At 59.8% G+C, this 23101-nt stretch carries 18 protein-coding genes; 10 read left to right on the top strand and 8 right to left on the bottom strand.

Annotation, left to right across the window (positions count from 1 at the left end; all coding sequences use genetic code 11):
• Nucleotide 1: 1 nt before the first annotated feature.
• Complete coding sequence (gene smc, locus K6U75_00590) at nucleotides 2-3529, bottom strand: chromosome segregation protein SMC (protein MCL6473537.1); 3528 nt, start codon at nucleotides 3527-3529, stop codon at nucleotides 2-4.
• Between the two features lie 134 nt (nucleotides 3530-3663).
• Between smc and K6U75_00595 the strand changes: the two genes are divergently transcribed.
• From K6U75_00595 to K6U75_00605, 3 genes are all read left to right on the top strand, one after another.
• A complete protein-coding gene (locus tag K6U75_00595; protein ID MCL6473538.1) occupies nucleotides 3664-4659 on the top strand; it encodes a hypothetical protein in 996 nt (331 codons plus the stop codon).
• Nucleotides 4656-5291, top strand: coding sequence for a histidine phosphatase family protein (locus K6U75_00600; protein MCL6473539.1), 636 nt, complete (start codon nucleotides 4656-4658; stop codon nucleotides 5289-5291). The genes K6U75_00595 and K6U75_00600 overlap by 4 nt, the downstream gene beginning before the upstream one ends.
• Nucleotides 5292-5431: 140 nt before the next feature.
• Nucleotides 5432-6223: a fumarylacetoacetate hydrolase family protein gene (locus tag K6U75_00605; protein ID MCL6473540.1), complete on the top strand. Its 792-nt coding sequence runs from the start codon at nucleotides 5432-5434 to the stop codon at nucleotides 6221-6223.
• Here the strand turns inward: K6U75_00605 and K6U75_00610 are convergent.
• Complete coding sequence (locus tag K6U75_00610; protein ID MCL6473541.1) at nucleotides 6218-6529, bottom strand: Uma2 family endonuclease; 312 nt, start codon at nucleotides 6527-6529, stop codon at nucleotides 6218-6220. The genes K6U75_00605 and K6U75_00610 overlap by 6 nt on opposite strands.
• 19 nt (nucleotides 6530-6548) lie before the next feature.
• Nucleotides 6549-8672, bottom strand: coding sequence for a YfhO family protein (locus K6U75_00615; GenBank protein MCL6473542.1), 2124 nt, complete (start codon nucleotides 8670-8672; stop codon nucleotides 6549-6551).
• Nucleotides 8673-8762: 90 nt separating this feature from the next.
• On the opposite strand from K6U75_00615, the gene K6U75_00620 reads away from it, so the two are divergent.
• The 6 genes from K6U75_00620 (at nucleotide 8763) to K6U75_00645 (ending at nucleotide 14297) form a co-directional block, all read left to right on the top strand.
• Nucleotides 8763-10061, top strand: a complete 1299-nt coding sequence (locus K6U75_00620; protein MCL6473543.1) for an amidohydrolase — start codon at nucleotides 8763-8765, stop codon at nucleotides 10059-10061.
• Nucleotides 10058-10801: an RNA methyltransferase gene (locus K6U75_00625; protein MCL6473544.1), complete on the top strand. Its 744-nt coding sequence runs from the start codon at nucleotides 10058-10060 to the stop codon at nucleotides 10799-10801. The genes K6U75_00620 and K6U75_00625 overlap by 4 nt, the downstream gene beginning before the upstream one ends.
• 147 nt (nucleotides 10802-10948) lie before the next feature.
• A complete protein-coding gene (locus K6U75_00630) occupies nucleotides 10949-11869 on the top strand; it encodes a hypothetical protein (protein ID MCL6473545.1) in 921 nt (306 codons plus the stop codon).
• A 12-nt stretch (nucleotides 11870-11881) separates the two neighbouring features.
• Entirely contained in the window at nucleotides 11882-13708 is a 1827-nt protein-coding gene (locus tag K6U75_00635) for a bifunctional homocysteine S-methyltransferase/methylenetetrahydrofolate reductase (GenBank protein MCL6473546.1), read from the top strand.
• Between the two features lie 25 nt (nucleotides 13709-13733).
• Nucleotides 13734-13937 carry a hypothetical protein gene (locus tag K6U75_00640; protein ID MCL6473547.1) on the top strand — a complete coding sequence of 68 codons (204 nt, stop codon included), beginning with the start codon at nucleotides 13734-13736 and terminating at the stop codon, nucleotides 13935-13937.
• A gap of 18 nt (nucleotides 13938-13955) precedes the next feature.
• Entirely contained in the window at nucleotides 13956-14297 is a 342-nt protein-coding gene (locus K6U75_00645; protein ID MCL6473548.1) for a TlpA family protein disulfide reductase, read from the top strand.
• Between the two features lie 69 nt (nucleotides 14298-14366).
• Here K6U75_00645 and gltX read toward each other — a convergent pair whose 3' ends face one another.
• The 3 genes from gltX to amrS form a co-directional block, all read right to left on the bottom strand.
• Entirely contained in the window at nucleotides 14367-15833 is a 1467-nt protein-coding gene (gene gltX, locus K6U75_00650) for a glutamate--tRNA ligase (protein MCL6473549.1), read from the bottom strand.
• 196 nt (nucleotides 15834-16029) lie between these two features.
• The gene (locus K6U75_00655; GenBank protein MCL6473550.1) at nucleotides 16030-18855 is read right to left on the bottom strand and encodes a UPF0182 family protein; all 2826 of its coding nucleotides are present in this window, start codon (nucleotides 18853-18855) and stop codon (nucleotides 16030-16032) included.
• A gap of 19 nt (nucleotides 18856-18874) precedes the next feature.
• Entirely contained in the window at nucleotides 18875-19951 is a 1077-nt protein-coding gene (amrS, locus tag K6U75_00660) for an AmmeMemoRadiSam system radical SAM enzyme (protein ID MCL6473551.1), read from the bottom strand.
• Between the two features lie 103 nt (nucleotides 19952-20054).
• Between amrS and K6U75_00665 the strand changes: the two genes are divergently transcribed.
• Nucleotides 20055-21368 (top strand): thymidine phosphorylase, encoded by a 1314-nt coding sequence (locus K6U75_00665; GenBank protein MCL6473552.1) that lies wholly within the window; start codon nucleotides 20055-20057, stop codon nucleotides 21366-21368.
• 90 nt (nucleotides 21369-21458) lie between these two features.
• Here K6U75_00665 and K6U75_00670 read toward each other — a convergent pair whose 3' ends face one another.
• Both K6U75_00670 and K6U75_00675 read right to left on the bottom strand, forming a co-directional pair.
• Complete coding sequence (locus tag K6U75_00670) at nucleotides 21459-22691, bottom strand: hypothetical protein (GenBank protein MCL6473553.1); 1233 nt, start codon at nucleotides 22689-22691, stop codon at nucleotides 21459-21461.
• A gap of 79 nt (nucleotides 22692-22770) precedes the next feature.
• The gene (locus K6U75_00675; protein MCL6473554.1) at nucleotides 22771-23097 is read right to left on the bottom strand and encodes a cytochrome C oxidase subunit IV family protein; all 327 of its coding nucleotides are present in this window, start codon (nucleotides 23095-23097) and stop codon (nucleotides 22771-22773) included.
• Nucleotides 23098-23101: the final 4 nt, after the last annotated feature.

Here is a 23101-nt window from a genome sequence, read left to right on the forward strand (position 1 = left end):
CTCAGCTCACGGCGGCAACCGCCTCTTTAGGCGCGCGGTAGGAGATGACTCGCGAGACGCCCTGCTCCTGCATGGTGACGCCGTACCATACATCGGCGCACTCCATCGTCACCGGGTTGTGCGTGATGATGATGACCTGTGAGTGACGGGCGTACTCGCGCAGCATATCCGCGAACTTTTCTACATTGCTACCGTCCAGCGCGGCGTCCACCTCGTCCAGCACGCAGAAGGGGCTGGGCTTCACCTGCAAAAAGGCGAACATCAGCGCAATCGCCACCAGCGCACGCTCTCCGCCCGAGAGCAGAGACAGGTTCTGCCTGCGCTTGCCCGGCGGCTGCACGAGGATTTCCACTCCCGTTTCCGGCAGGTTGTGTGGCTGGGTGAGCTCCAGCTCCGCTTTGCCTCCTCCAAACAGGCGCGTAAATACCTCCTGAAACGCTTGCTGCACCGCGCCAAAGGTTTGCAGGAACAGGTCGCGGGTGCTGGCGTCAATCTCCTGCATCGCCTGCAGGATGTCTTCTCGTGCCGCTTCAAGGTCGATGCGTTGCTTTTGCAGAAACTCGTAGCGTTCCGTGAGCCGCTGGTATTCCTCCGCCGCGCCGGTGTTCACGTTGCCCATCTGCCGTATCTGGCGTCGCAGGCGGTTGATTTCCGAAGCGGTTTCAGGTGTGAACTGCGAAAGGTCTGGAGGCGTCTGTCGGAAGACGTCTATCTCATACTCCTCCCACAGGCGGGCGACTGCTTGAGTCCGCTGCATCTCGATTCGCGCCAGAGCGAGCTCCAGCTCATGTGCCTGCTGAGCCAGCGCGCTTTGTTGCGCGGACAGCTCCTTTAATCGCTCACTGTTTTCCAGGTTCTGTTGCAACAGGTTCTGGCGCACCTCGCGCTGGGCAAGGAAGTCCTTTTCAATCTGCTCGCGCTGCTGAGCGATGCGCTGCAGCTCCTCCAGGGTCTGTTCCAGAGTCTTTTCATCCTGCGCGATTTGCGTCTCCAGTTCCGCGATGCGCGCCTGTCGGTTCTGCGTCTGCTGGTGCAGGTCGCGCTGTATCTGAGCCAGCGACTCGCGTTCGTGCTCCAGTGCGTGCTGTTGTTCTGCCAGCCGTCCCAGCGTTACCTCCACCTCTTGCAGCTGCGCCGCCGCCTCATCGCGCTGCTGGCGGTAGCGGCTGACCTCTTCAGGCGAAAATGCCTGCCTGGTATCGGGGGATAACTGCGCTTCCACATCCAGTATCTCGTTGTCCAGCTCGTAGAGCCGTTTGGTCTGTTCGGTCTGTTCTTGCTCCAGCGCGTGCATTTGCTGCTGAATCACCGTTTGCTCCTGCACGACGGCTTGCAGGGTAGATTCGGCTTTCATCGCCCGCTGTTGCGCCTGTTCCTGCTCTTTTCGCGCCTCATGCCAGCGGTTCCGGGCGATTTCGACAAATTGCTCCGCTTCCTGCAACTGCTTGCGCAGGTGTTGCTCTGCTTCTTCGCCAGCTCGCAGTTCGCGCTCCAACCGTGACCGCTCTGCCTTGCGGGAGACAATCCCCGTTGCTCTGCCCGGCATTCTACCGCCTGTGATTGCACCACCCGGCAGAAACAACTCTCCGTCCAGAGTAACCACCTTGCTCCAGCCGCTGTAACGGCGCACTATCTGCACCGCGCTGTCAAAGTCTGGGGCAACCAGCACGCGCCCCAACAGATACTCAGCCACAACCCTCAGCTTTGGCGCGCACTCCACTAGCTCGCTGGCGAAGCCGGTTGCCAGTCCTTCGTGGATACACTGTCGCAGGATAGGAGAACGTTCTGAAGGGTGCAGCAAGTTCAGCGGCAGGAAAGTCGCGCGTCCTCGCGCGTGCTGTTTCAGCCACTCGATAGCAAGGCGGGCTTCTTCTTCAGTAGCGGTAATGATATCCTGTGCGCTGGCGCCCAGCGCCACCTCGACAGCGATAACATAAGGCTCCAGCGGTTGCAAGGCGTCTGCCACCAGAAGGTACGTGCCGGTCAGTTGTCCCCGAGAGACGGCGTCCAGCACCGCCCGCACTCCGCCGAACAGTCCTTCCTGTGCTGCCTCACTTTCCAGCAACGCCTGCAGGCGTGCGCTCAAGCGGGTGTTCTCGCGGGCACGTGTCTCCAGCTCCTGTCGTCTGCGCTGCACCTCCGCTTGTGCCTGCTGGAGTTTGGTTTCACAACTCTGCACCTCTCTTAGAGCCAGCTCCGCAGCGGCAACCGTTTTGTCTCGATGCGCCTGCGCTGCTTTGACGCGCTCTTGCGCTTCGTGCAGGTTTTGCCCGACTTCAGCTATTCGGTTTTGCAATGCCTGAATAGTCTGTTCGGCCTCCGTGCGGCGCAGGCGTAACCCGTCCAGATATGCTCGTGCCCGCACCACCTCCTGCGTGCGCTCCACATAGTGTTGCTGTGCCTGCTGCAGGGCGTGCTCCGCCAGCCGCAATCGCTCGCGTGCGACCTCTCGCTGGTGTTCCATGTCCTGGACCCGCTGCTCGAGCTCCAGACGACGTTCCTGCCACTGCTGTGCTTGCCGTTGAATCTCCGCGTATCTGTGCTCGTTTTCTAACAGCTCTTCCTGCAGTCGCCTCAGGTTGTCCCTGCTGTTCTGCAGGCGTTGCTCGATGAGGGCGCGACGGCTCTCGGCGCGCTCGTAGGCGGTCAACGATGCCTGTTGCAGGGCGCGCAGGGTGTCCAGCTCCGCTTCCGCATCGGCTATTTGTTGACCCAGTTTTTGCGACAGCGCTTCGCACTCTGCCAGCTGGGCGTTGACTTCCAGCAGCTGCCGGTGCAGCCTCTGCTGCTCGTGCTGAGCCTGCTCGCGCGCGCGTTCGCTTTCCAGAACCTGCGCCCAAAGCGCAGCCACCTCAATCTCGCGCAGACGGCTGACCAGCTCGTGATAGCGAATGGCAACCTCTGCCTGCTGGCGCAGGGGTTCGCGTTGTGCCCCCAGCTCCGCCAGAATATCCACCACCCGGGTCAGGTTGGCTTCGGTGTTCTCCAGCTTGCGCAGTGCCTCGCGCTTGCGGTGACGATACTTCTGGATGCCTGCTGCCTCCTCGAACAGTGCGCGGCGGTCTTCGGGCCTGGCAGAGAGGACTACATCGACCTCGTTCTGCGTCAGGATAGCGTATGTGGCGCGCCCCAGACCCGTGTCCATGAACAGCTCCACGATGTCCTTCAGGCGACAGAGGGTTTTGTTGATGAGGTATTCGCTCTCACCGGAGCGGTACAGGCGGCGGGTGACCGTAACTTCGGCAAAGTCGATGGGCAGCTGCCCATCGCTGTTGTCCACGGTGAGGCTCACTTCCGCCATGCCCAGAGGCTTGCGCCGTGCACTGCCCGCGAAGATGACCTCGGTGCTGTTTTCCGCCCGCAGGGTGCGCACGTTTTGCTCTCCCAGCACCCACTGGATGGCGTCCGCAATGTTGGACTTGCCGCTGCCGTTGGGACCGACAATAGCCGTAATGCCCTCGCCGAAATCGAGACGCACCCTGTCGGCGAAGCTCTTGAAGCCGAGTATGCTGAGGCTCTTGAGAAACATGGTTTATGCTGCTAGCATCGGTAATAGGTTACGTTTCGCGCAAGGATTTCTCCTTCAAACGTCTGTAGGTGGGGGTGCGACGGTCCCTAAGGCGAAGGGCGTGGTATAATAAAGCAAGGAGGTTTTGGGCAGAAGTGGTTATCGACACGCTGTCACTCTACGAAAAGTTGAAGGAAAACATGGACCCTGCTGCCGCAGAAAAGTTGGCACAGGCGTTGGCTACATCGCTGGTACAAATCGAGCAATCGGTGCGACAAGCCACAGAGGGTCGTCTTTCTCGAGTTGAGCAGGCGCTCGAGACGCTGGTTCGCGTTACTCAAGAACACTCCCATGAGATAGCCGAATTGCGGCAGGCATCGAGGGAGAACGCTTTGGCGATCGCGGAATTGAGCAAGACGGTTCAGGAGAACACGTCGGCGATAGCGGAGTTGCGCCAGACGGTATCGGGATTGGTGGAGGTGACGCAGCGTCACTCGCAGGAGATTGTCGAGTTGCGTCAGATGGTTCAGGAGAACACGTCAGCGATTGCTGAACTACGGCAGATGGTTCAGGAGAACACATCGGCGATAGCGGAGTTGCGTCAGACGGTATCGGGTTTGATGGAGGTGACGCAGCGTCACTCGCAGGAGATTGCCGAGTTGCGGCAAGCGGTTCGCGAATTGGTAGAGACGACGAAGAAGCATGGACAGGTGCTGCGGCGGCTCGAATTAGATCAACAGGATATTCGGAAGCAGCTGGGTGGGCTAGCGATGGCATTTGGATACCGCTTAGAGGATGATGCTTATCTGGCACTACCCCGGTTGCTAAAGCAAGACTATGGCATTGAGGTGCAGGGCAGGCTAAAACGGGATTATTTGGTGGACAGGCAGGGCAACTATCTAGAGGTGAACATTCTTGGCGAAGGTGTGCGCGAAGGAGAGACCATCACCATTGTCGGAGAGAGCAAAGCGCAACTTTCTGCTAATGAGATAGACCGGTTTTTGCGTCGCAAGGTACGTCGGCTGCAGGGTGTGTACCCCAACCTGTTCCCGATAATCGTGACGTATATGACTACCAGCCCGGATGTTCTCGAACACGCTCGACAGCGGGGGGTGGCTGTCTACTTCTCGTACGACTTTCGGCAGCCATGACGTTACGGTTGCTTTTGGTCAGGCACGGCGAGACCGAGTGGAACCAGCAGATGCGCTTTCAGGGGCAGACGGACATTCCACTCAACGCGAAAGGGTTGGAACAAGCGGAGTCCATCGCCACACGGTTGCAACACGAACCCCTACAGGCAATCTATTCCAGCGACCTGCGGCGTGCATGGCAAACAGCGGAGGTCATCGCCCGATACCATGAGCTGTCACCCATTCCACATCCGGATCTGCGTGAGATGTCGTATGGTGTGTGGGAAGGCATGACCCGCGCGGAGATAGAGGCAGGGGAGTGGGCGGAGTTGTTCGAAAAGTACCGCAAGGACTCGCTGCGTTATCGTCCGCCCGGCGCGGAGTATCCCCATGAAATTGTAGAGCGCGCCGGAAGGGTACTTCAGCACGTCCGTGAGCGACACGAACAGGGCACGGTGTGTATCGTGGGGCATGGGGGAAGCCTGCGGGCAATGCTTTGCGTGGCGCTGCACGCCCCGCTGGAGACCTTTCGCCATATCCGACTGGACAACGCTTCGCTCAGCGTTATCGAGTGCGGTGGGGACTGGATATGGGTCTCTCTCATTAACGACACCTGCCATTTGCGTCAGGAGAAGGTACAGCCAGTGATTTGAGGAGGGAAGAAAGAATGAAGCTGATCAGCTATCGTTGGGAAGGATTGGAGAGAATCGGGGCGGTAGTTGGCGACGTGGTAGTCGACCTGAACGCCGGGCTGGCTTTGCTGGACGGGCAAACAGGCTTGCTGGCAAAAGACATGACGCATCTGCTGGAGCAAGGGGACGACGGGATGCAACGCGCGGGAGAAGTTGTACGCGCCTACATGAATGCTTTGCAGCAAGACCCCGCGCGGGCGCAGGCAGTAGCGTGTCCGCTGGATGAAATCCAGTATCTGCCTCCCGTGCCCCGTCCGCAGAAGATTCTGGCTATCGGCGCGAACTACCGTGCCCACTGTGAGGAGGCAGGTGTGCCTGTCCCCTCTAAGCCCATTGTTTTTGTGAAGGTGCCAACGGCACTCATTGCGCATGGGGTGAATATCGTCTATCCACGCATCACGAAAGAGCTGGACTACGAAGGCGAGCTGGCAGTGGTCATCGGTAAGCGGGCGCGAAACGTACGCGAGGATGAGGCGATGGATTACGTGGCGGGCTACACTATCATGAACGATGTCAGCGCGCGCGACCTGCAACGCACGGAGGGGCAGTGGTCTCGAGCCAAGGGGTGCGATACCTTCGCGCCTTGTGGGCCCTGGCTGGTGACGGCAGATGAAATCCATGACCCTCACGCCCTGCAGATAGAGACCCGAGTGAACGGCGAGGTGCGCCAGCAGGCAAGCACTGGCGACATGGTGTTCTCGATACCCCGTCTCATTGCCCACATTACGGAGGGAATCACTCTGCTGCCTGGCGACATCATCAGCACTGGCACACCTGCTGGGGTGGGGGTGTACCGCCAACCGCCAGGTTTGCTGCAGCCGGGCGACGAGGTAGCGATACGCATCGAGGGAATTGGCGAACTTATCAACGGCGTCGTCGCAGAGAGGCTATAACCACTGTTTGGTGACCTGACTGATTGGGGGACGTTGCCACAGCCAGTCCACACGCATCCAAAAGCCGGGTAGCACCGTGCTGCGGTAGACACCTTCGTTGTCTAAGGAAACGAGTTGAAAGGCGCCATCCCGAAGCACGTAGAACTCCGCCTGTCTGCGGGCAGGGTCAATCAACCAGTATTCTCTGACGCCGCCGCGTTCATACTCGCGGAACTTCTCGCCTTTATCACGGGCGCGGCTCTCTTCAATTCTCATTTTGCCAGTTGGCAGGCGCCGCGAGGCTGCCGAGGTTTCGATTGCTTCCATTCTCACCACCTCAGGTGGATTATAGCTTGTTGACCGTCCCTTTGCAAAGCGCGTAGCTGAGCTGCCCTGCCAGCAGGGCAAAACCGATGCAGGTCAGGAACAAACCCACTCGAAACGTGTCGGGCAGATAGCGCCATTCCACGCGCCGTGCGCCGCCAGGTACATCCACCGCGCGAAACGCTCGCTCATGTACGTGCCATTTTGCAGGTCTTTCATCCACGAACACCCGCCAGCCCGGATACGCACTGTCGGTCAGCACCAATCGACCACCGTGTGGGGGCGATAACGCGACGTATTGCGGGGTTGGCATCTGCAAGTGGGCAGGTTCCGCCGACTCCAGCATCCATGCGCGGCTGCCGGGCTTCGATGCGGGGGTTATTCTCCAGTCGTCTGCACTGCTACCGAAAGCCACCGCTGCGACTCCAATGCGCTGCAAAGCGGCTGCATCGTCGCGCCAGCGTGCCTGCAGTTCGGTGAATACGCGCCAGCTCTCGCGTAGAGGGGCAGGTTCATAGCCTGAGGCTTCACCAACGCCGTGCGCCATGCCGATATTCGAACACATACTTGCCCGAAACGTGCGCAACGTGTGAAGGTCGTTCGGTCCGTAGTCGTGGGCATCCACATAGCGCAGCCAGATGGGGGCGGTGTTGGGTACAAGCAGGCGTTGTCCGTTTTGCTGCAGGATAGTTGCGACAGAAGGCGGAGAGAACACCCCTGGAGAGCAGGTGGGGTTGGCGGGGATAGCAATCCACAGCAGCTCGGCCAGCGTAACGCCCGCGCTCAGCCACCACCGCCAGCGGTTTTGCAGGGAGAGTATCGCCATCGCTACGGCACACATGGCGGCGGCGCGCCAGAGTGCAACTTGGACTGTCGTTGCAAGCGCTAACGCTTTCGCGGTGTCTTCTGGCGAAGGTGCCAGCTGCATTGCAACGCCCTTTGAAGCAATCTGCCAGATGCCCGCAATTATCGCCATGCCCACCGGAAGCCACCACCAGCGCTTGCCCATCCGTACCCTCTCAAAAGCAGCTGCTGCCCACAGGCAAAGTGCGAAGTCGGCAATGGTCATCCAACGCAGAGGAGTGCGGAAGCTTGGTATACCTGGCACTATGTAGTATGCTAACGTGTACAAACCCGCGTAAGGACCTGCCGCCATCCATATAGATAGCAGGAGGGTTCTTTTCCAGAATCGCTCCGTGCTCTCAGTGGTGTGTCGCCAGCGGTGTAACAGCACGATAGCCGGTATTGTGCCCGCGAAGAAAGCCACCTCCCAGTAGAACAGGGTAATGGCATAATTGCCGTGCCAGGGGAACCCGAACAGGTTGGGCGTGAGAAAAAGCAGTAGATGGTCTAGATGAAAAGTATAACCTGCCGAGTCCCGCAGTAGAAGGCGAACCCGGTCGGTGTGACGCAAAAGCTCCGCCAGCGGCAGCCAGTGCGCGCACCCGATAAGGAGGGCAATGCCAGCTGCGGTCACCCCCCAGCACAACGCGCCCTTTTTGTCCGACACGTTGCGCCAGCGGTACAGTAGCCACCCCAGCAAGACCAGTATCAGCGTGTGAAACATCTGCGGGCTTCCTGCCAGAGACACCAGCGCCAGCACTATCGTCAACCAAATCGCCCGACGAACGTCTGCGCGCTGCAACAGCCCTTCGACTGCCCAGAAGCTCCAGCCATACCACGCAAGGGTCTGAAGAATACCCACATGTTGCGAACGCAGCACCACTGCCCCGCACAGCATCCACAAGGTGCCTGCCGCCACCGCCTGGCGACGGGTGTAGCCGAGCCGCAATGCGAATAGCCACACCCCAACCCCTGCCTGCCACAGGTGTATTACTGCGCCCCACGAAATGCCCCGTTCCGCCCCCAGCCAGGCGACCAGCAGGGTGGAGGGATACAACAGCCATTCCTGAGGGTTGCCCACGAACGGTTGCCCGAACAGGATATGCGGGTTCCACAGCGGCAGGACGCCCTGCTTTAACCAGTGATGTTCAAAGGCAAGGGCAGGATGGAAATAGAGCATAATATCGCCGTAGTAAAGCACTTCACCGAGCAACACGACGCGCCAGAAGACGGTGCAAGATATGACACCGAACCAGAGCACCGGCGACAGATGCTGCCACAACAGGTAGCCCGAGCGCGACATATTACACTTTTTCGCATTCCCGCCATGGATTGCCTGCAAGGTTTGTTGCCGGCGAGGTCGAATTGAACATCTGAACGAGGAGGTGCAGCGATGTCCGATTTGAAAGAGCATATCTGGCAGACGCCGCTGGTGGACACCCATGAGCATCAGTGGAAAGAGAACGAGTATCTGCAAACACTACCTGACGTGCTGGTAGAACTGTTTGACAACTACGTGACCGCCGACCTGGTGGTGGCGGGAGCATCGCATGAGGCGGTGAAAAAACTGCTGGATGCTTCGAACCCTGATGTGCGCGAGCGTTTTGGGGGAGTGCGTACGGCGTGGGAAGCCTGTCGGTACACCGGCTACGGCGAGGCGGTACGCTTGATTGCCAGACTTGCTTACGGTATCGAAGAGATAACCGCTGAAACGCTAGAGCGAGCACAGCGGGAATGTATCCGGGTGCGTCAGCCGGGCGAGCGGCTGCGTATCCTGCGAGAGGAAGGCAATCTGGACCACGTGCAGGTGGATGATTTTTGCTGGGCGTGCCTGCCGGATGATTCCGCGCCGGAGTTCTTTCTGTACGATATCTCGTGGGCGGCGTTTTGCTCCGGAGACATCGACGTAGAGGCTCTCTATCGGGAGACGGGCGTTGAGGTGAGAGACCTCTCGTCCCTGCGCCACGCGATGGAGGCAATCTTCGACAGATTCGGCAAGTTCGCCATCGCGGTCAAAGCACAGCATGCTTACGACCGCACCCTGCGCTGGCTTCCACGCGAGGATGGGGATGCAGTGACGGTATTGCAGAAGCTCTTACGCGGCGAACAGGTCACACCGGAGGAAAAACTCTGTCTGGGTGACTGGTGCTGGGCGCGCGGCGCAGAGCTGGCGGCAGAACACAATCTGCCTTTTAAGATACACACCGGCTACCTCGCTGGCTGGGGGCGAATGCCGGTACACTATATACCTGCGGGAAATCTGTGGGAGCTGCTGGCAACCTATCCCCAGACCCGTTTCGTGCTGATGCACATCGCGTACCCGTACAACGACGAGCTGGTTGCGCTGGCAAAGCGTTACCCGAACGTCTATATCGATATGTGCTGGGCGTGGAGTATAGACCCTTACAGCGCGGGCGACTTCTTGCGCCGCTTTCTGCACGCGGCGCCCATCAACAAGATATTCGTGTTCGGGGGGGATACCCGTCTGCCCTGGGCGGCGGTGGCGTACGCGACGCAGGCTCGGCAGGGACTGCTGCGTGCCCTTCAAGCCGAGGTGCGGGAGAAGAGCATCAACGAACGCGAGGCGATGGCAGTCGCCACGCGCGTGATGCGCCAGAATCAGTACGAGTGTTTCGATATCGAGGGACGGCGGGCAAACATCCTGCATGTCATGCGGCATGGCATCCTATGAGCGAAATAGCGTTTGAGGGAAGGGTTTCGGCGGAGGCGATATTGTCCTGCGGAAGACGCGCGGTATACCGCCTGCTGCTCAGCCCGCATTCCGACCTGAAGCGGCTGGAAAGGCTCATTGACCTCGCGCTCGACAGGGACGTGCTGGTGCAGGTGGTGCGCACAGATTTACTGGCTCAGCTGGCAGGCGACACGGCGCATGGGGGGGTGATTGCTTTGTGTTCGGAACGAGAGTATCAGCCCATCGAAGAGATGCTGGCATGGGTAGACCGCCAGCGAGAACCTGTGCTAATCTTCATACTGGCGGGCTTCGAGGACGCCTACAACATGGGCTACGCCCTGCGTGTGGCAGAGGCATTCGGGGCAGGATGGGTACTTTGCGACCGCAAAGAGTGGCTGAAGGACGAGCCGACCGTGCTGCGCTCGTCAGCGGGGGCGTTCGAGCGGTTGCCCATCTCAGTGCCGGAGAGCCTGCGTCCCGCCCTGCAGGAGCTGAAGCGGCGGGGTGTGCGCCTGCTGGCTGCGCTGGAAGAGGGTACAATAACGCTGTATGAGACCGATTTACGCGGCTCGGTGGCGTGGATGGTGGGCGGAGAGAAGCGCGGTTTGAGCCAGCACCTGCGCGAAATGGCGGATGCCTGGGTGCGCATTCCTGTACAACCGAACGCCCCGCCATTGCCTGCCAGTCATGTCGTTGCCGTGCTGGCTGCCGAGACCTTCCGACAGCGACAGGAGAAGTAGACGAGAGGCTGGAGTGCCATGCCACACGAGATACAGCAGATTAAAAGCGTCGTTACAGAGGAAGTCAACCGAACAGGTCATCGGTCTGTTTGTGCGCGATAAACTACGGGAGGAAGGAGTGGGATTTTAATTCAAGGTCAAATGCTCTTGAAAATATTGCAACTGTCGGTGCTTGTCTGCTTGAGCCTCTCGCCAGTGCTGGCGCAGGAAGGGGCTTCCCTTTCGGTGCGCGGATGGCAGAAGATTTGGGAGTTCGTGCTGCCTTCGCCCACACTATCCGCTGACATGGTAGATTTCGGTGGCGAAGACGGCGTGCGTCTTGTGACCCTGCACCCGCTTCCTGCAAAAGAGGACACCCTGAGCTTGCGTCTCTGGAAGAGAGTGGAGGATAGCTGGCGCGAGGAGTGGCAGGCAGCTCTGGACACAAGCGAGTTGCGCGGCTTAGTCGCAGGCTATTTTTCGAAGGGCGGCAAGGCAGGACAGGTGCTGACTCCGCGCCACCTTATCCTGCGCGAAGGCGAAAAATACCTCACACGCACCCGCAAGGAAGAGGTCAGCCGGTTCGGCTATGCCGCGCTCCCAAACGGCGAGGATATTCCGCTGGCTGCCTACCCTGGCGGCTTATGGCGGGGGACAGTGGATGTCTCGGCGCGGGAGGGATGGCTGCGCTTCGAACGGGTGACTATCAGTAGCCTGCTTTCTCTGCCCCAGCAGTTCGGCGATGCGCAGTGGGTGAGCCTTGTCGCCCCGCTGGCTTTTCGCGATATGGACATGCCCGACTGGGTGCAACAGGGCTACGAGCGTCTGTTTGGACAGCTCGGGAAGGCGATGCATCCTGAGCAACCGTTGCTGGTCTCGCGGAGAGTTGAGGGGGGCAAGCAGAGTGTGGCGATGGTAGTGCCGCCAGGTCTCACTGCGCCGGTACAGGTGCTTTGGCAAAGTGACCCGCTGGATGGCGAGGTGCGTGAAGTACGGCTGATTTCCGTTTCTCGCTGGCGGGGCGGTCTACTGGTTCTGCTTGGAAAAGCCGATACATACAGGGTACAATTGTGGACAATGCAACGTTGAGACGGCGACACCATGAAGCGTGAGAGGTTTCTAGAGATTCTTCGCGGCGGCGTGCTGATTGCCGACGGGGCGATGGGCACGATGCTACAACGCCTTGGTCTGCAACCACCCTACGAACTGACGAACCTTGTGCAACCCGATGCGGTGAGGCAGGTTCACCGTTCGTATATCGAGGCGGGTGCGCGGCTGATCGAGACCAACACCTTTGGTGCGAACCGCGTGAAACTGGCGACGCACGGAGCGGGGCACCTGGTGCGCGAGATGAATCTGGCGGCGGTGCGTCTGGCGCGCGAAGCGGCGGGCGATGTGCCCGTCATCGTGGCTGGAGCGGTGGGTCCCGTCGGCAAGCCGCTGGCTCCAATTGGGCAGATAGCCCCTCAAGAGGCTGGGGAAGCCTTCCGCGAACAGATAGAGGTGCTGCTGGAGGCGGGCGTAGACCTCGTCATGCTGGAGACCTTCACACACCTCGACGAGCTGCGCATCGCGCTGGAGCAGCTACGTGCGCTGGACTCGGAGATACCTGTCATTGCGCAGAAGGCATTTATCGAGGACGGCGAGACGCTGGCGGCGGGCTTGCCTGCGCAGGTGGCGCGCACGCTGGAGGAGTGGGGTGTAGACGTCATCGGCGCGAACTGCGTGGTCGGTCCGCAGCGCATGGTGGGCATTCTGCAAGGGATGGCCTCCGCTACCAGTCTGCCCCTTTCGGTGATGCCCACGCCGGGCCTGCCACAGTACCAGCGGGGCGAGGTCACCTTTGAGGCGCAGTCGGATTACTTCGCCCAGTATGGCGAGCAGTTCGCGCGAATTGGGGTGAACATCATTGGCGGCTGTTGTGGAACCACGCCCACGCACATCCGCGCGGTAGCGGAACGCCTGCAAGGGGTGAAACCGCGCCCGCGGCGCGCGCCCGCAAAAGTCAAAGAGGTGGTCAAGCCCGAGGATCTGCCCCAGGCGGAACCGTCGCAACTGGCGGGCAAGCTGGGTAGAAAGTACGTGATTGCCGTGGAGCTCGACCTGCCGCGTGGGCTGGATGTCACAAAGGTGTTGGATGGCGCACGCTCATTAAAGGAGCATGGGGTGGATGTTATCGACATCTCCGACGGCGCGCGGGCGCGTTTGCGGATGAACCCCATCGCCATCTCACACCTGATTCAAGAGCAGGTGGGCATCGAGGTGATGATGCACTTCGCCTGCCGCGACCGCAACCTGCTGGCGATCCAAGCAGACCTGTTGGGGGCGCACGCACTGGGCATCCGCAACATTCTGGCAATCACGGGCGATCCTGCGCTAATTGGCGATTACCCGACGGCGACCTCCGTATTCGACATTGACGCCATTGGACTGGTGCGCATCCTGCGCCGCTTCAATGAGGGCGTAGACCTCGCGGGTAACAGTATCGGCATGCGCACCGCGTTCACCATTGCGGTTGCCTACAACCCGCTCGCCTACGACCAGAAGGCGGAAGACGAACGGCTACAACGGAAGGCGTCAGAAGGGGCGCATCTGGTGTACACTCAGCCGATTTTCGATATCGCGGTGCTCGAGAGGGCGTCGGAGACGGTGAACAGGTTGGGGTTGCCTCTGCTGGTTGGCGTTCTGCCCCTGCGCAGCGCACGGCACGCTGAGTTCATGCACCACGAGGTGCCGGGTGTACTGATACCCGACCCCATCCGCAAGCGATTGGAGGGACTCGACGATGCAGACGCCCGCAAATACGGTCTGGACGTGGCGAAGGAGTTTGCTCTGCAGGCAAGAAAGCTGAGTCAGGGCATCTATCTGATGCCACCTTTTGGTAACCATAAGGTGGCGGAAGCCGTCATCGATATATTGGCAGAATAAACATCTACGAACAAGGAGGTAGCCTATGAAACGCGCGAAGCTGTTTGCGCTGGTGGCAGGCGGCGTGTTGCTGGGCACGGTGTGGACGACGCTGGCTCAGCAACAGCCTGCTCCTGCTGTCGACGCCAGCAACCCGGCGGCGCTAGCTTCCAGCTTGCCTGTCGGCGCGGTTGCACCGGCGTTCGATGTGACTAACGTAGTTACTGGCGAGACCCTGTGTTACCTTTGAAGGAATCGGGGTAAGCCGGTGGTGCTGAGCTTCGGCAACATCGGCAACCCGTTCTGGACCCGGGCGGTCCTATTCCTCGAGAAACTCCATCAACAGTACGCTCCCAGAGGCGTGATCATTGTAGCCGTTGCGCTCGACACCGACAAACAGGCGGTGAAAGCGTTTGTGGATAAGCACAAACTCACCCTGCCTGTAGCGGTAGACAGCGAAAAGCTCACGGGCGCAGAACTCTACAAAGTAACCGCGCTACCCACGACGGTCTTTACCGACCGTTCCCACCGGGTGACCATGCGTCAACTGGGCTTCAGCAAACAGCACGAGAAGCTGTTTGAAGACGAGATACGCAAGCTGGCGCAATAGTGCATTGGAGAGACCCTCACCCCTGTCCCCTCTCCCAAAACTTCGGGAGAGGGGATTTCGGTTTTCTGACTAATGCGGGCTATTCTGTTCCTCGCGCCGAACCATCTCCTGCGCCGCGCGAAGCCGATGCAGCACACGCTGTTTGCCCATCACCTCGATCATCTCGAACAAGCCGGGTCCGACGGTGCGTCCGCTGACTGCCACCCGGGTCGGATGGATGACCTGCGCCGCACTCACGCCCAGCTCCTCCGCAATAGCGCGCGTCGCTGCCTCGATGTGCGGCACGTCGAACGGTTCCAGTGTGCTGTATCGCTCGATAAGCATCTCCAGCATCTGCGGCACATACGGCTGCGTGAACCACTTGCGCACGCCCTTCTCTTCGTACTCCAGTGTATCGCGGAAGAAGTACTCGGTAAGCGGCACCACCTCAGAAAGCAGTTTCATCCGCTCTGCTTCCAGCGCGATGACCCGCTGGGCGTAAGTCACCTCTTCTGGGGAAGGGTTTTGCGGCATAAGCCCCGCTTCTTGCAAGTAGGGCAAACACAGCCGGGTTAGCTCCTCCATGGGCTTGCGGCGGATATACACGCCGTTCATCCACAACAGCTTCTGCCCGTCGAAGATGGCGGGGTTTTCCTGCACGCCCGACAGGTCAAATCGCTCGATCAGCTCCTCCCGCGAGTAGAGCTCGCGGTCTTCGTCTGCGCTCCAGCCCAGCAGTGCGAGAAAGTTCAACATCGCCTCTGGCAGGTAACCCTGCTGGATGTACTCCACAAACTGCACCGAACCATGTCGTTTGGAGAGCTTTTTGCGGTCCGTACCCAGAATCATGGGCAGATGAGCGAACTTCGGCAGCTCCCAGCCAAGCGCGCGGTATATCTGCACGTGGCGCGGGGTGCTGGAAATCCACTCCTCGCCGCGAATGACGTGCGTGATGCCCATGTCGTGGTCATCGGTGACGCTGGCAAGGTGATAGGTAGGATAGCCGTCGGATTTCAGCATCACAAAGTCGTCTATCAGCGCGTTCTCGAAGCGGATTTCGCCGCGGATTTCGTCGTGGAAGACTGTCTCGCCCTCCAGCGGCATCGCGAAGCGGATAACGTGAGGAAGACCCTGCGCTTCCAGCTCTTTCCGCTCCTCATCGGACAGGTAGCGGCATTTGCGGTCGTAACCGGTGGGCTGTTTGGCGGCTTCCTGCTGGCGACGCAGCTCCTCCAGCCGCTCGGGGGTGCAGTAACAGCGGTAGGCGTGTCCTGTCTCCACCAGCTTTTCCGCGACCTCGCGGTATAGCGGCAACCGATGCGACTGGAAGTAGGGACCTTCGTCCCAATCCAGCCCCAGCCAGCGCAGGCTATCCATAATCTCCTGCACCGAACCTTCTACGTAGCGGGCGCGGTCGGTATCCTCGATACGCAGGATAAACACGCCCCCGTGCTTTCGTGCGAAAAGCCATGTGAACAGCGCGGTGCGGATGTTGCCGATGTGCGGCGACCCCGTGGGACTGGGTGCAAACCGCACGCGCACGGTCTTCGTCTCCATACCTTTTGACATCAGAAATCTCCCTCAAATGACGTGCTATCTTTGATGCTCCGTCAAACCCCTTGCCCGCCTTCCCTGCGAGCGAAGGGGAACGATGCGTGCCCCTCTCCTCAAAGGAGAGGGAAAGGGGGTGAGGTCCATCTGCAAAAACGCTGTGTTCGTCCCAACGACCATTATACCAGATGTGTGCAAAGACCTATCGTGTCCGTTGCTGCAGCTGCTGAACGAGCGTCTTTACCCGCTCCAGCTGTCTGCCGTATTCTGCCCAGTTGCCTTCGCGTTGTGCGCTCTCGGCAGCTCGAATGGCATCGGCAAGGCGGTCTACCAGCGCGCGCACGTCCTCTGTGGATGCCGAGGGTGGAGGCGCGGTTGGTGTGGTCGTTGTCGGCGTGGTCGGGACGGTTCGTGTGACCCCCGATGCACCGAAGATTCTCTGCAAGCCCTGTTCTAGGGTGTCCGCCATCACCCGCTGGTCGCCGTACGCGACGATGACCTTCTTCAGCTCAGGGATGCGTCGTTCTCCGCCGCCGGTGGTCTGAAGATAAACCGGCTTCACATAAAGTAGCGATTGCTCGATGGGTATCACCAGCAGGTGTCCCCACACCACCTGCGAGCCGGGCTGGTCCCACAGGCGCAGTTGCGTGCGGATTTCAGAGACCTGACCCAGCAGGCGTTCTATCTGTGCGGGTCCGTAAATGGTGCGCTCCTTCGGGAAGCGGTAAAGCACGATTTTACCGTAGTCCTCGCCGTCGCACTTGGCGCACATCCACGCTATCATCTTCTCCTGATTCATCGGCGTGTACACGATGAGCAGCAGGAACTCTTCCCGCGTCTCGCCTGGCAGGCGCATGATAAGATAGTAGGGTTCCATCTGCTGGAACTCGCCGCCCGGCACGGTGCTTTCCGGTGACTGCTGTTTGGCAATCTCCCACTGGTCTTCACGCATGTAGAACACGCGCGGGTCACGCATGTGATACAGCGCCCAGATGTTGCTCTGGATGCGGAACAGGTCTTCGGGATAGCGCAGGTGCTGGCGCAGGCTGGCGGGCATCTCCGAGAGCGGTTTGAACAAGCCGGGCAGGGCGCGGCGATAGGTTTGAATCATCGGGTCGCTCTCATCGGCGATGTAGTAATCCACCGAGCCGTTATAAGCATCAATCACCACCTTGACCGCGTTGCGGATGTAGTTCAGGCGATAGTAGCGGAAGGCATCCAGCGCAATGTCTAATGTTTTGGCATAGGGATAGCGGTCGCTGACGGTGTAGGCGTCACATATCCACCACAGCTTGCCGTCGGCTACCACGATGTAGGGGTCGCGGTCGTGCATCAGGAAGGGAGTAATCGCCTGCATGCGCTCACGGATGTTGCGCCGGAATAGCAGGCGGCTGTTCGGTGTGAGGTCACCGGAAAGTAGCAGATAGCTATCTCCCATCCGAAAGGCGTAAGCCAGTTTCGCCAGCAGATTTCTGCCGATGGGAATACCCCCGGTTCCCTGATAGCGTGTGTACTGGTTCTCGCCCTCCACGCCGCTCTGAAGAGTGGGGTAGTCAAACTCCTCCAACTTCGAGTCCACAATCACTGGGTTATCTGTCACTTCGCCGTAATAGATTTCGGGTCGCTCCAGCCGCAGGGGCACCTTGCTTTGGGGCGGAATATCGCGCACCAGATATTCCGGCTGTCCCTGCGCCGTGGCGGTGTTCACGGCGGTCATGACCACACCGTAACCGTGTGTGTACTGCAGGCGCAGGTTCTGCCACGTTTTGGAGGAGGCTGGCAAATCGGGTTGCGACAGCTCGCGCGCTGCCACCATCACCTGACGGTATTCGTTGCCCAAGGTGTAGCGGTCGACGTCCACATCGTTGAACTTGTAGTACTGCTTGAACGACTGCAGGGAGTTGAAAATCATCTGGAGGGGCTGATAGTCCCAGATGCGTACATTGGACAGCGTCTGGTTATTGCGCTGCAGGTCGGCGACGGTCAGATTCGTGTTCGCCTCGAAGGTGCGCTCTTCCACGTTGTCCAGCCCGAACGCCTGTCGGGTAGCGGTGAGGTGCCGTTCAATGTAAGGTTTTTGCAAGCCCCACTCGTTGGGGTTGACGATGGCGTTTTGCACTGCAGCGGGTATCACCGCGTGCACCAGCACCGATGCGCCCACCAGCGTTGCCAGCATCATCAGCGGGAGGCGAAGTAAACGACCTCCCCGAATGTTCCACACCAGCGAGCCAGCGGTGAGCAAACTAATCGCCAGCAGCAGATACAACCCCGGCAGGCGAACAGTGGTTTCCACATAACCCGCGCCGGTGAAGATGCGGTTCGGAATGAACAACACATCGTAGCGGTCTAACCAGTAGCCCACACCCCACAGTACCAGACACGCCGCTGCCAGCAGAAACAGGTGCGGTTTGACACCTGGCGAGAAGGCAGTCAGCGTGCCGAAAACCTCGAAGCCGCGATTGATGTAGTAGTAGGCAGTCGTTATCAGCAGCGTGGCAATAAGCACAAAGGTAAACCACGTATGCAAATACCGCCAGAAGGGCAAGCGGAACATGTAAAAGGCGACGTCGTGTCCGAACAGCGGGTCGCGCACGCCAAAAGGCTGGGCGTATCGGAACAACAGCCACTGCTCCCAGTGCGACGCGCTCTGACTGCCCACCAGCAACGCGAGCAACAGTACTGCCCAGAAGATAAAGGGTTGAGAGGTGCGAGGAACTGCGATGCCCAGCCGAATGCGTAACCTCTCCTCCCACTCTTCATCCATGCCCATGCTGAGGCGATACGCCAGCCGCAGATTCAGGTAGAGTATCGCAAAAAACAGCAGGCTGAAGACGCCGAACAGCGCCAACCGCGTGCTCCAGATGCGGGCGAACAGAGCCGTGTAACCCAGCTCGGCAAACCACAGCCAGTCGGTGTAGAAACGCACGGCTACTACCAGTATCTGCAGCAGCACCAGCGCACCCACCAGCAGCCAGAGCCACAGCCTGCGACGTTCGCCTTCGACGGTTAAGGGATAACGTGTCTTCACGACGGGTTGCGCTCCTCTCCTATGACCATACTCCGGGTATGGCTGTCTCGCATTTGGGACACCTGCCCGAACCGGTCAAATGGTTCTCCAGTACTCGGAAGCCCCACCGCTTCACCAGCAGGGCGTCACACTGCGGGCAATAGGTGTTCTCCCATTTGCCGACCGCACCCGGGATATTGCCCGCGTACACGTAGCGAAGCCCCTCACTGCGCCCGATTTCCGCCGCCCGTAGCAGGGTGCGTACGTCGGTATCATCATGATCCAGCATTTTGTAGTCGCGGTGGAACGCCGTTACGTGCCATGGGATGTCGGGCGAAAGGGAGACGAGAAACTTTGCCGCATCACGCAGCTCCTCATCGCTGTCGTTGAAGCCGGGTACCACCAGCGTTACCACCTCGAGCCAGAGACCCGACTGGTGCACCAGACGAATGCCATCCAGCACTTTCTGGAGAGTGGTTCCCAGCTGGCGATAACTGCGGTCGTTCATGCTTTTGAGATCGATTTTGTAGCCCGCCAGATAAGGGCGCAGATAGTCCAGCACTTCTGGCGTGAGATTGCCGTTGGAGACGAACAGCCCGCGAATACCATGCGGTTGCGCTGCCTTGAAGACGCTCACCGCCCACTCGGCGGTAATGAGTGGCTCATTGTACGAGCTGGTGATGAACGGCGAGTTGTAGCGCAGGGCGAGTTCCACCATCTCTTCGGGCAGGATGCGGTCGACGGGCGCACCGGCGGCGGGGTCTCGCAATGCCTGCGAGCTAATCCAGTTCTGACAGTACGCGCAGTGCAGGTCGCATCCCAGCATCCCGAAGGTCAATGTTCGTGAGCCCGGCATCACGTGGAAGAACGGCTTTTTCTCGATGGGGTCGACGTTCAGCCCGCAGACGTATCCCCACGGGGCGTAAAGCTTGCCTCCCTGATTAAAGCGCACCTGACAAACGCCCCGTCGTCCCTCGCGGATGATGCACCGGTGAGCGCAGGCAAAACACTGTACCGACCCATTCTCCAGAGGACGGTACACCTCCGCCTCGCGCGTCAGGCTATCCAGCACTTCTGCCAGCGAACGGGTTGTGGTCGGAGTTGCTAACGGAGACATCGAACATGCCCCCTTTCTGATACTGTCTTGATTCTACCACCAATGGCGTGCTGCAGGGAAGTGAGGGGTGGAGCGGGAATAGGCTTTACGGAAGGTGCCTGGTATGCTTCGAGTTCCTGAAATCATCCAGAAGAAACGAGACGGCGGAGAATTGAGCCGGGAAGAGCTGGAAAAGCTCGTGCTGGGTGGTCTGCGAGGTGAAGTGCCCGACTATCAGGTGGCAGCGTGGCTGATGGCTGTGTACTTTCGCGGGATGACCCCACCCGAGACGACCACGCTGACATCTATCCTGCAGCACTCCGGCCAGCAGCTGCATCTGCCTCCTCTGGGAAAGCCGGTGCTGGATAAACACTCGACCGGCGGGGTAGGGGACAAGACGACCCTGGTAGTTGTTCCTTTGCTGGCGGCGTGCGGAGTGGTAGTGCCGAAGATGTCCGGGCGGGGGTTAGGTTTCACGGGTGGCACGGTCGACAAGCTGGAATCCATCCCCGGCTTCCGCACCGACTTCTGTGCAGACGAGATTCGCCGTCTGGTGGAAGAGGTTGGAGCCTGCCTGGTCGGTCAGTCGCCCGACCTCGTGCCGGCGGATAAGTATCTTTATGCATTGCGCGACGTGACCGCCACAGTGGATTGCATCCCGCTGATAGCAGCCAGTGTGATGAGCAAGAAGCTGGCAGGGGGCGCGGAGTACATCTTGCTGGATGTGAAGACAGGCTCAGGCGCATTTATGCCTCGCCTGCCGGATGCGCTGGAACTGGCGCGTACGCTGGTGGAGATTGGCAGGATGGCTGGGAGGCGGACGCTGGCTCTGGTGACAGATATGAGCCAGCCGCTGGGAGAAGCGATAGGCAATGCGCTGGAGGTCGCGGAGGCAATACAGGTCTTGCAGCGCAGGGCTGGTGCTGCCTCGGCGCGTTTCGAAATCCTGTGCATCGAGCTGGCTGCGCACGCCCTGTTGCTGGTTGGGGCGGAAACGCACCTGAGCGAGGCGCGACGGCGCGCACTGGAGTGTCTCGACAGCGGCAGCGCACTGCAGATGTTCCGCCGAATCGTCCAGGTGCAGGGCGGTGACATCAGCGTGCTGGACGACCCTTCCCTGTTGCCACAAGCACCTGTCAGGTTACCGGTGTACGTGACCGAGGCGGGATACATCCACGCAATCCACGCGCGTCGGGTGGGACTGCTGGCGGTGCGCCTGGGGGCAGGGCGCAGCCGTAAAGAGGACACCGTAGACCACGCGGTCGGCATCCGCGTACTGCGCCATGTGGGCGACCACGTGGAGCCTTCTCTGCCCGTCGCCGAGGTGCACGCACGAAGCGAAGAACAGGCTGAGGAGATTGCCGGGGAATTACGGAGCTGCTTCACGGTAGGGCAAGGCGCACCACGCTTTCAACCGCTGGTGTACGCCGTGGTGTGAGACCCTTATCCTCTTTTCCTGTTGCCATGGGAACAGGAGAGGGCGTGACCCCCCTCTCCCGAAACTTCGGGAGAGGGGAGGGGGTGATGGTTACTCGTCGCCAATCAGCCCGAAGTTGCGCACTAGGATGCCGAAATCGAACAGCGTCACTTCCAGGTCACCGTCCAGGTCAGCGTTAAAACTCCAGTACGGGTCACCAGAAACGCTGCCGAAGGAAGCGACCAGCGCACCGAAGTCAAGGAGCGTTACTTCGTTGTCTCCGTCGATATCGGCGTTCAGCAGTTCGACATCCACCATCGCCACACTGGTCAACGTGACGTTAGGCACGACTTTACGCAGCCAGTGGTTGGCGCGGAAAGCGAGGTCGTAGGTGCCCTCCGGCACTACTGGCAACAGGTAGGAGTAGGCATGACTGCCGTCGGGTTGCTCGGTAGCGTATGGCGTGGTGTAGAAGGTTTGCACCACGTTGAACGTGCCGGGCTGGCGTAGTTCCACCTCTAAGGTGGGCAGGAAGGCGTCGTTTTCGTCCTCCCAAACCTCCTTAGGAGGCTGGACAGCAAATCCAAAGTCTTGCAGATTCACGTTGCCGAACAGGGTGGCGTTGGTTCTGGAGGGTATGCCCATCAAGCGGATGGTAAAGTTCGCCACCGGGTGTCCGTAGAACTCGGTGAGTTCCCAGCTGCTGCCGCCGTCCACCGACAGGTAGGCATCCCGCCGACCGATGGGTGCATTGAAATCCCATGTGACCAGATACAGCCCCATGCTGGTACCCGGCTTGACCACGCTCCAGCCGATATCCCCGCTGACGTCGAAGTACAGCGTGCTGGGTAAGGTGACGGTGAACGTGTAGTAGCCTGCGTACTGTGCCGTTACCTCGAACGCTGCCGACCCCGTGCTGTTCTTGAGCGGTATGAGCTTGCTCAGGCTGGGCGGCTGTGTGGGCGTGATGTTGCGGAAGAAGTAGATGCGTATCGGCACGTTGCTCTGGGTTACCTCTGCGGTGAACTCAAAGCTGCGCACTTCACCGCCTGCGCCCACGTTGTCGTAGTCTACCCACCAGTTCTGTCCCGCCTTCTCGCCGTTGCCGGTTGGGTCGTAGTAGAACAGGTGCGGGGCGGGGTCGTCGTTGGGATAGTTGTCGTAGATAAGCGCAGTTTGCTGCGGAGCCAGCCCCTGTGTACTCAGGGACAGCGATACACCCTGCTGCTTTGCCGGGCGGACGGTCACGTACTCTTGGGGAATGCGAATTGCCTTCACGCGCCACTGGGCATGTGCAGATGCCGCCAGCGCGACGAGCAACAAGGCGAGCAAAACCTTTCTCATCGATCTCATCCTTTCTTCAATGCATAATATTTCAACCACGTGCAGGATAGCACAAGCTGGGTGTAACTGTCAAGCGGCGCTACTCCCAGCCTCGCATGGGAATCCAGTGGCGTGTGAAGTAATCGCCCAGCGTGAGGATGAACAGTATCACCAGCCAGAAGAACCCGGCGGAAGCCCATACCCAGGTCAGGCGCGTGCCGTACCGCACGTGCATGAAGTAGAGCACCACCAGCACCGCCTTGACTATGGCGATGGTGAGTGCGATGATGTTGTTCAGCACGGTATGGTGCCCTGGCAGGTAGGCTGCGCCCACCGTCGCTACCAACAGAACCAGCAGCGCGACGTACACTATCAGATACACCCTGATTGGTACGATGTGGATATGGGAATCGTGTTCGTTTGCCATGTCC

The organism is Bacillota bacterium (genome assembly GCA_023511455.1).
GTDB lineage: Bacteria > Armatimonadota > HRBIN16 > HRBIN16 > HRBIN16 > HRBIN16.

Bases quoted from the DNA above. Each gene is read 5' to 3' on its own strand.
- smc (MCL6473537.1), bottom strand. From the start codon at position 3,529: ATGTTTCTCAAGAGCCTCAGCATACTCGGCTTCAAGAGCTTCGCCGAC.
- K6U75_00600 (MCL6473539.1), top strand. From the start codon at position 4,656: ATGACGTTACGGTTGCTTTTGGTCAGGCACGGCGAGACCGAGTGGAAC.
- K6U75_00605 (MCL6473540.1), top strand. From the start codon at position 5,432: ATGACGCATCTGCTGGAGCAAGGGGACGACGGGATGCAACGCGCGGGA.
- K6U75_00610 (MCL6473541.1), bottom strand. From the start codon at position 6,529: ATGGAAGCAATCGAAACCTCGGCAGCCTCGCGGCGCCTGCCAACTGGC.
- K6U75_00615 (MCL6473542.1), bottom strand. From the start codon at position 8,672: ATGTCGCGCTCGGGCTACCTGTTGTGGCAGCATCTGTCGCCGGTGCTC.
- K6U75_00620 (MCL6473543.1), top strand. From the start codon at position 8,763: ATGTCCGATTTGAAAGAGCATATCTGGCAGACGCCGCTGGTGGACACC.
- K6U75_00625 (MCL6473544.1), top strand. From the start codon at position 10,058: ATGAGCGAAATAGCGTTTGAGGGAAGGGTTTCGGCGGAGGCGATATTG.
- K6U75_00635 (MCL6473546.1), top strand. From the start codon at position 11,882: ATGAAGCGTGAGAGGTTTCTAGAGATTCTTCGCGGCGGCGTGCTGATT.
- K6U75_00640 (MCL6473547.1), top strand. From the start codon at position 13,734: ATGAAACGCGCGAAGCTGTTTGCGCTGGTGGCAGGCGGCGTGTTGCTG.
- gltX (MCL6473549.1), bottom strand. From the start codon at position 15,833: ATGGAGACGAAGACCGTGCGCGTGCGGTTTGCACCCAGTCCCACGGGG.
- amrS (MCL6473551.1), bottom strand. From the start codon at position 19,951: ATGTCTCCGTTAGCAACTCCGACCACAACCCGTTCGCTGGCAGAAGTG.
- K6U75_00665 (MCL6473552.1), top strand. From the start codon at position 20,055: ATGCTTCGAGTTCCTGAAATCATCCAGAAGAAACGAGACGGCGGAGAA.
- K6U75_00670 (MCL6473553.1), bottom strand. From the start codon at position 22,691: ATGAGAAAGGTTTTGCTCGCCTTGTTGCTCGTCGCGCTGGCGGCATCT.
- K6U75_00675 (MCL6473554.1), bottom strand. From the start codon at position 23,097: ATGGCAAACGAACACGATTCCCATATCCACATCGTACCAATCAGGGTG.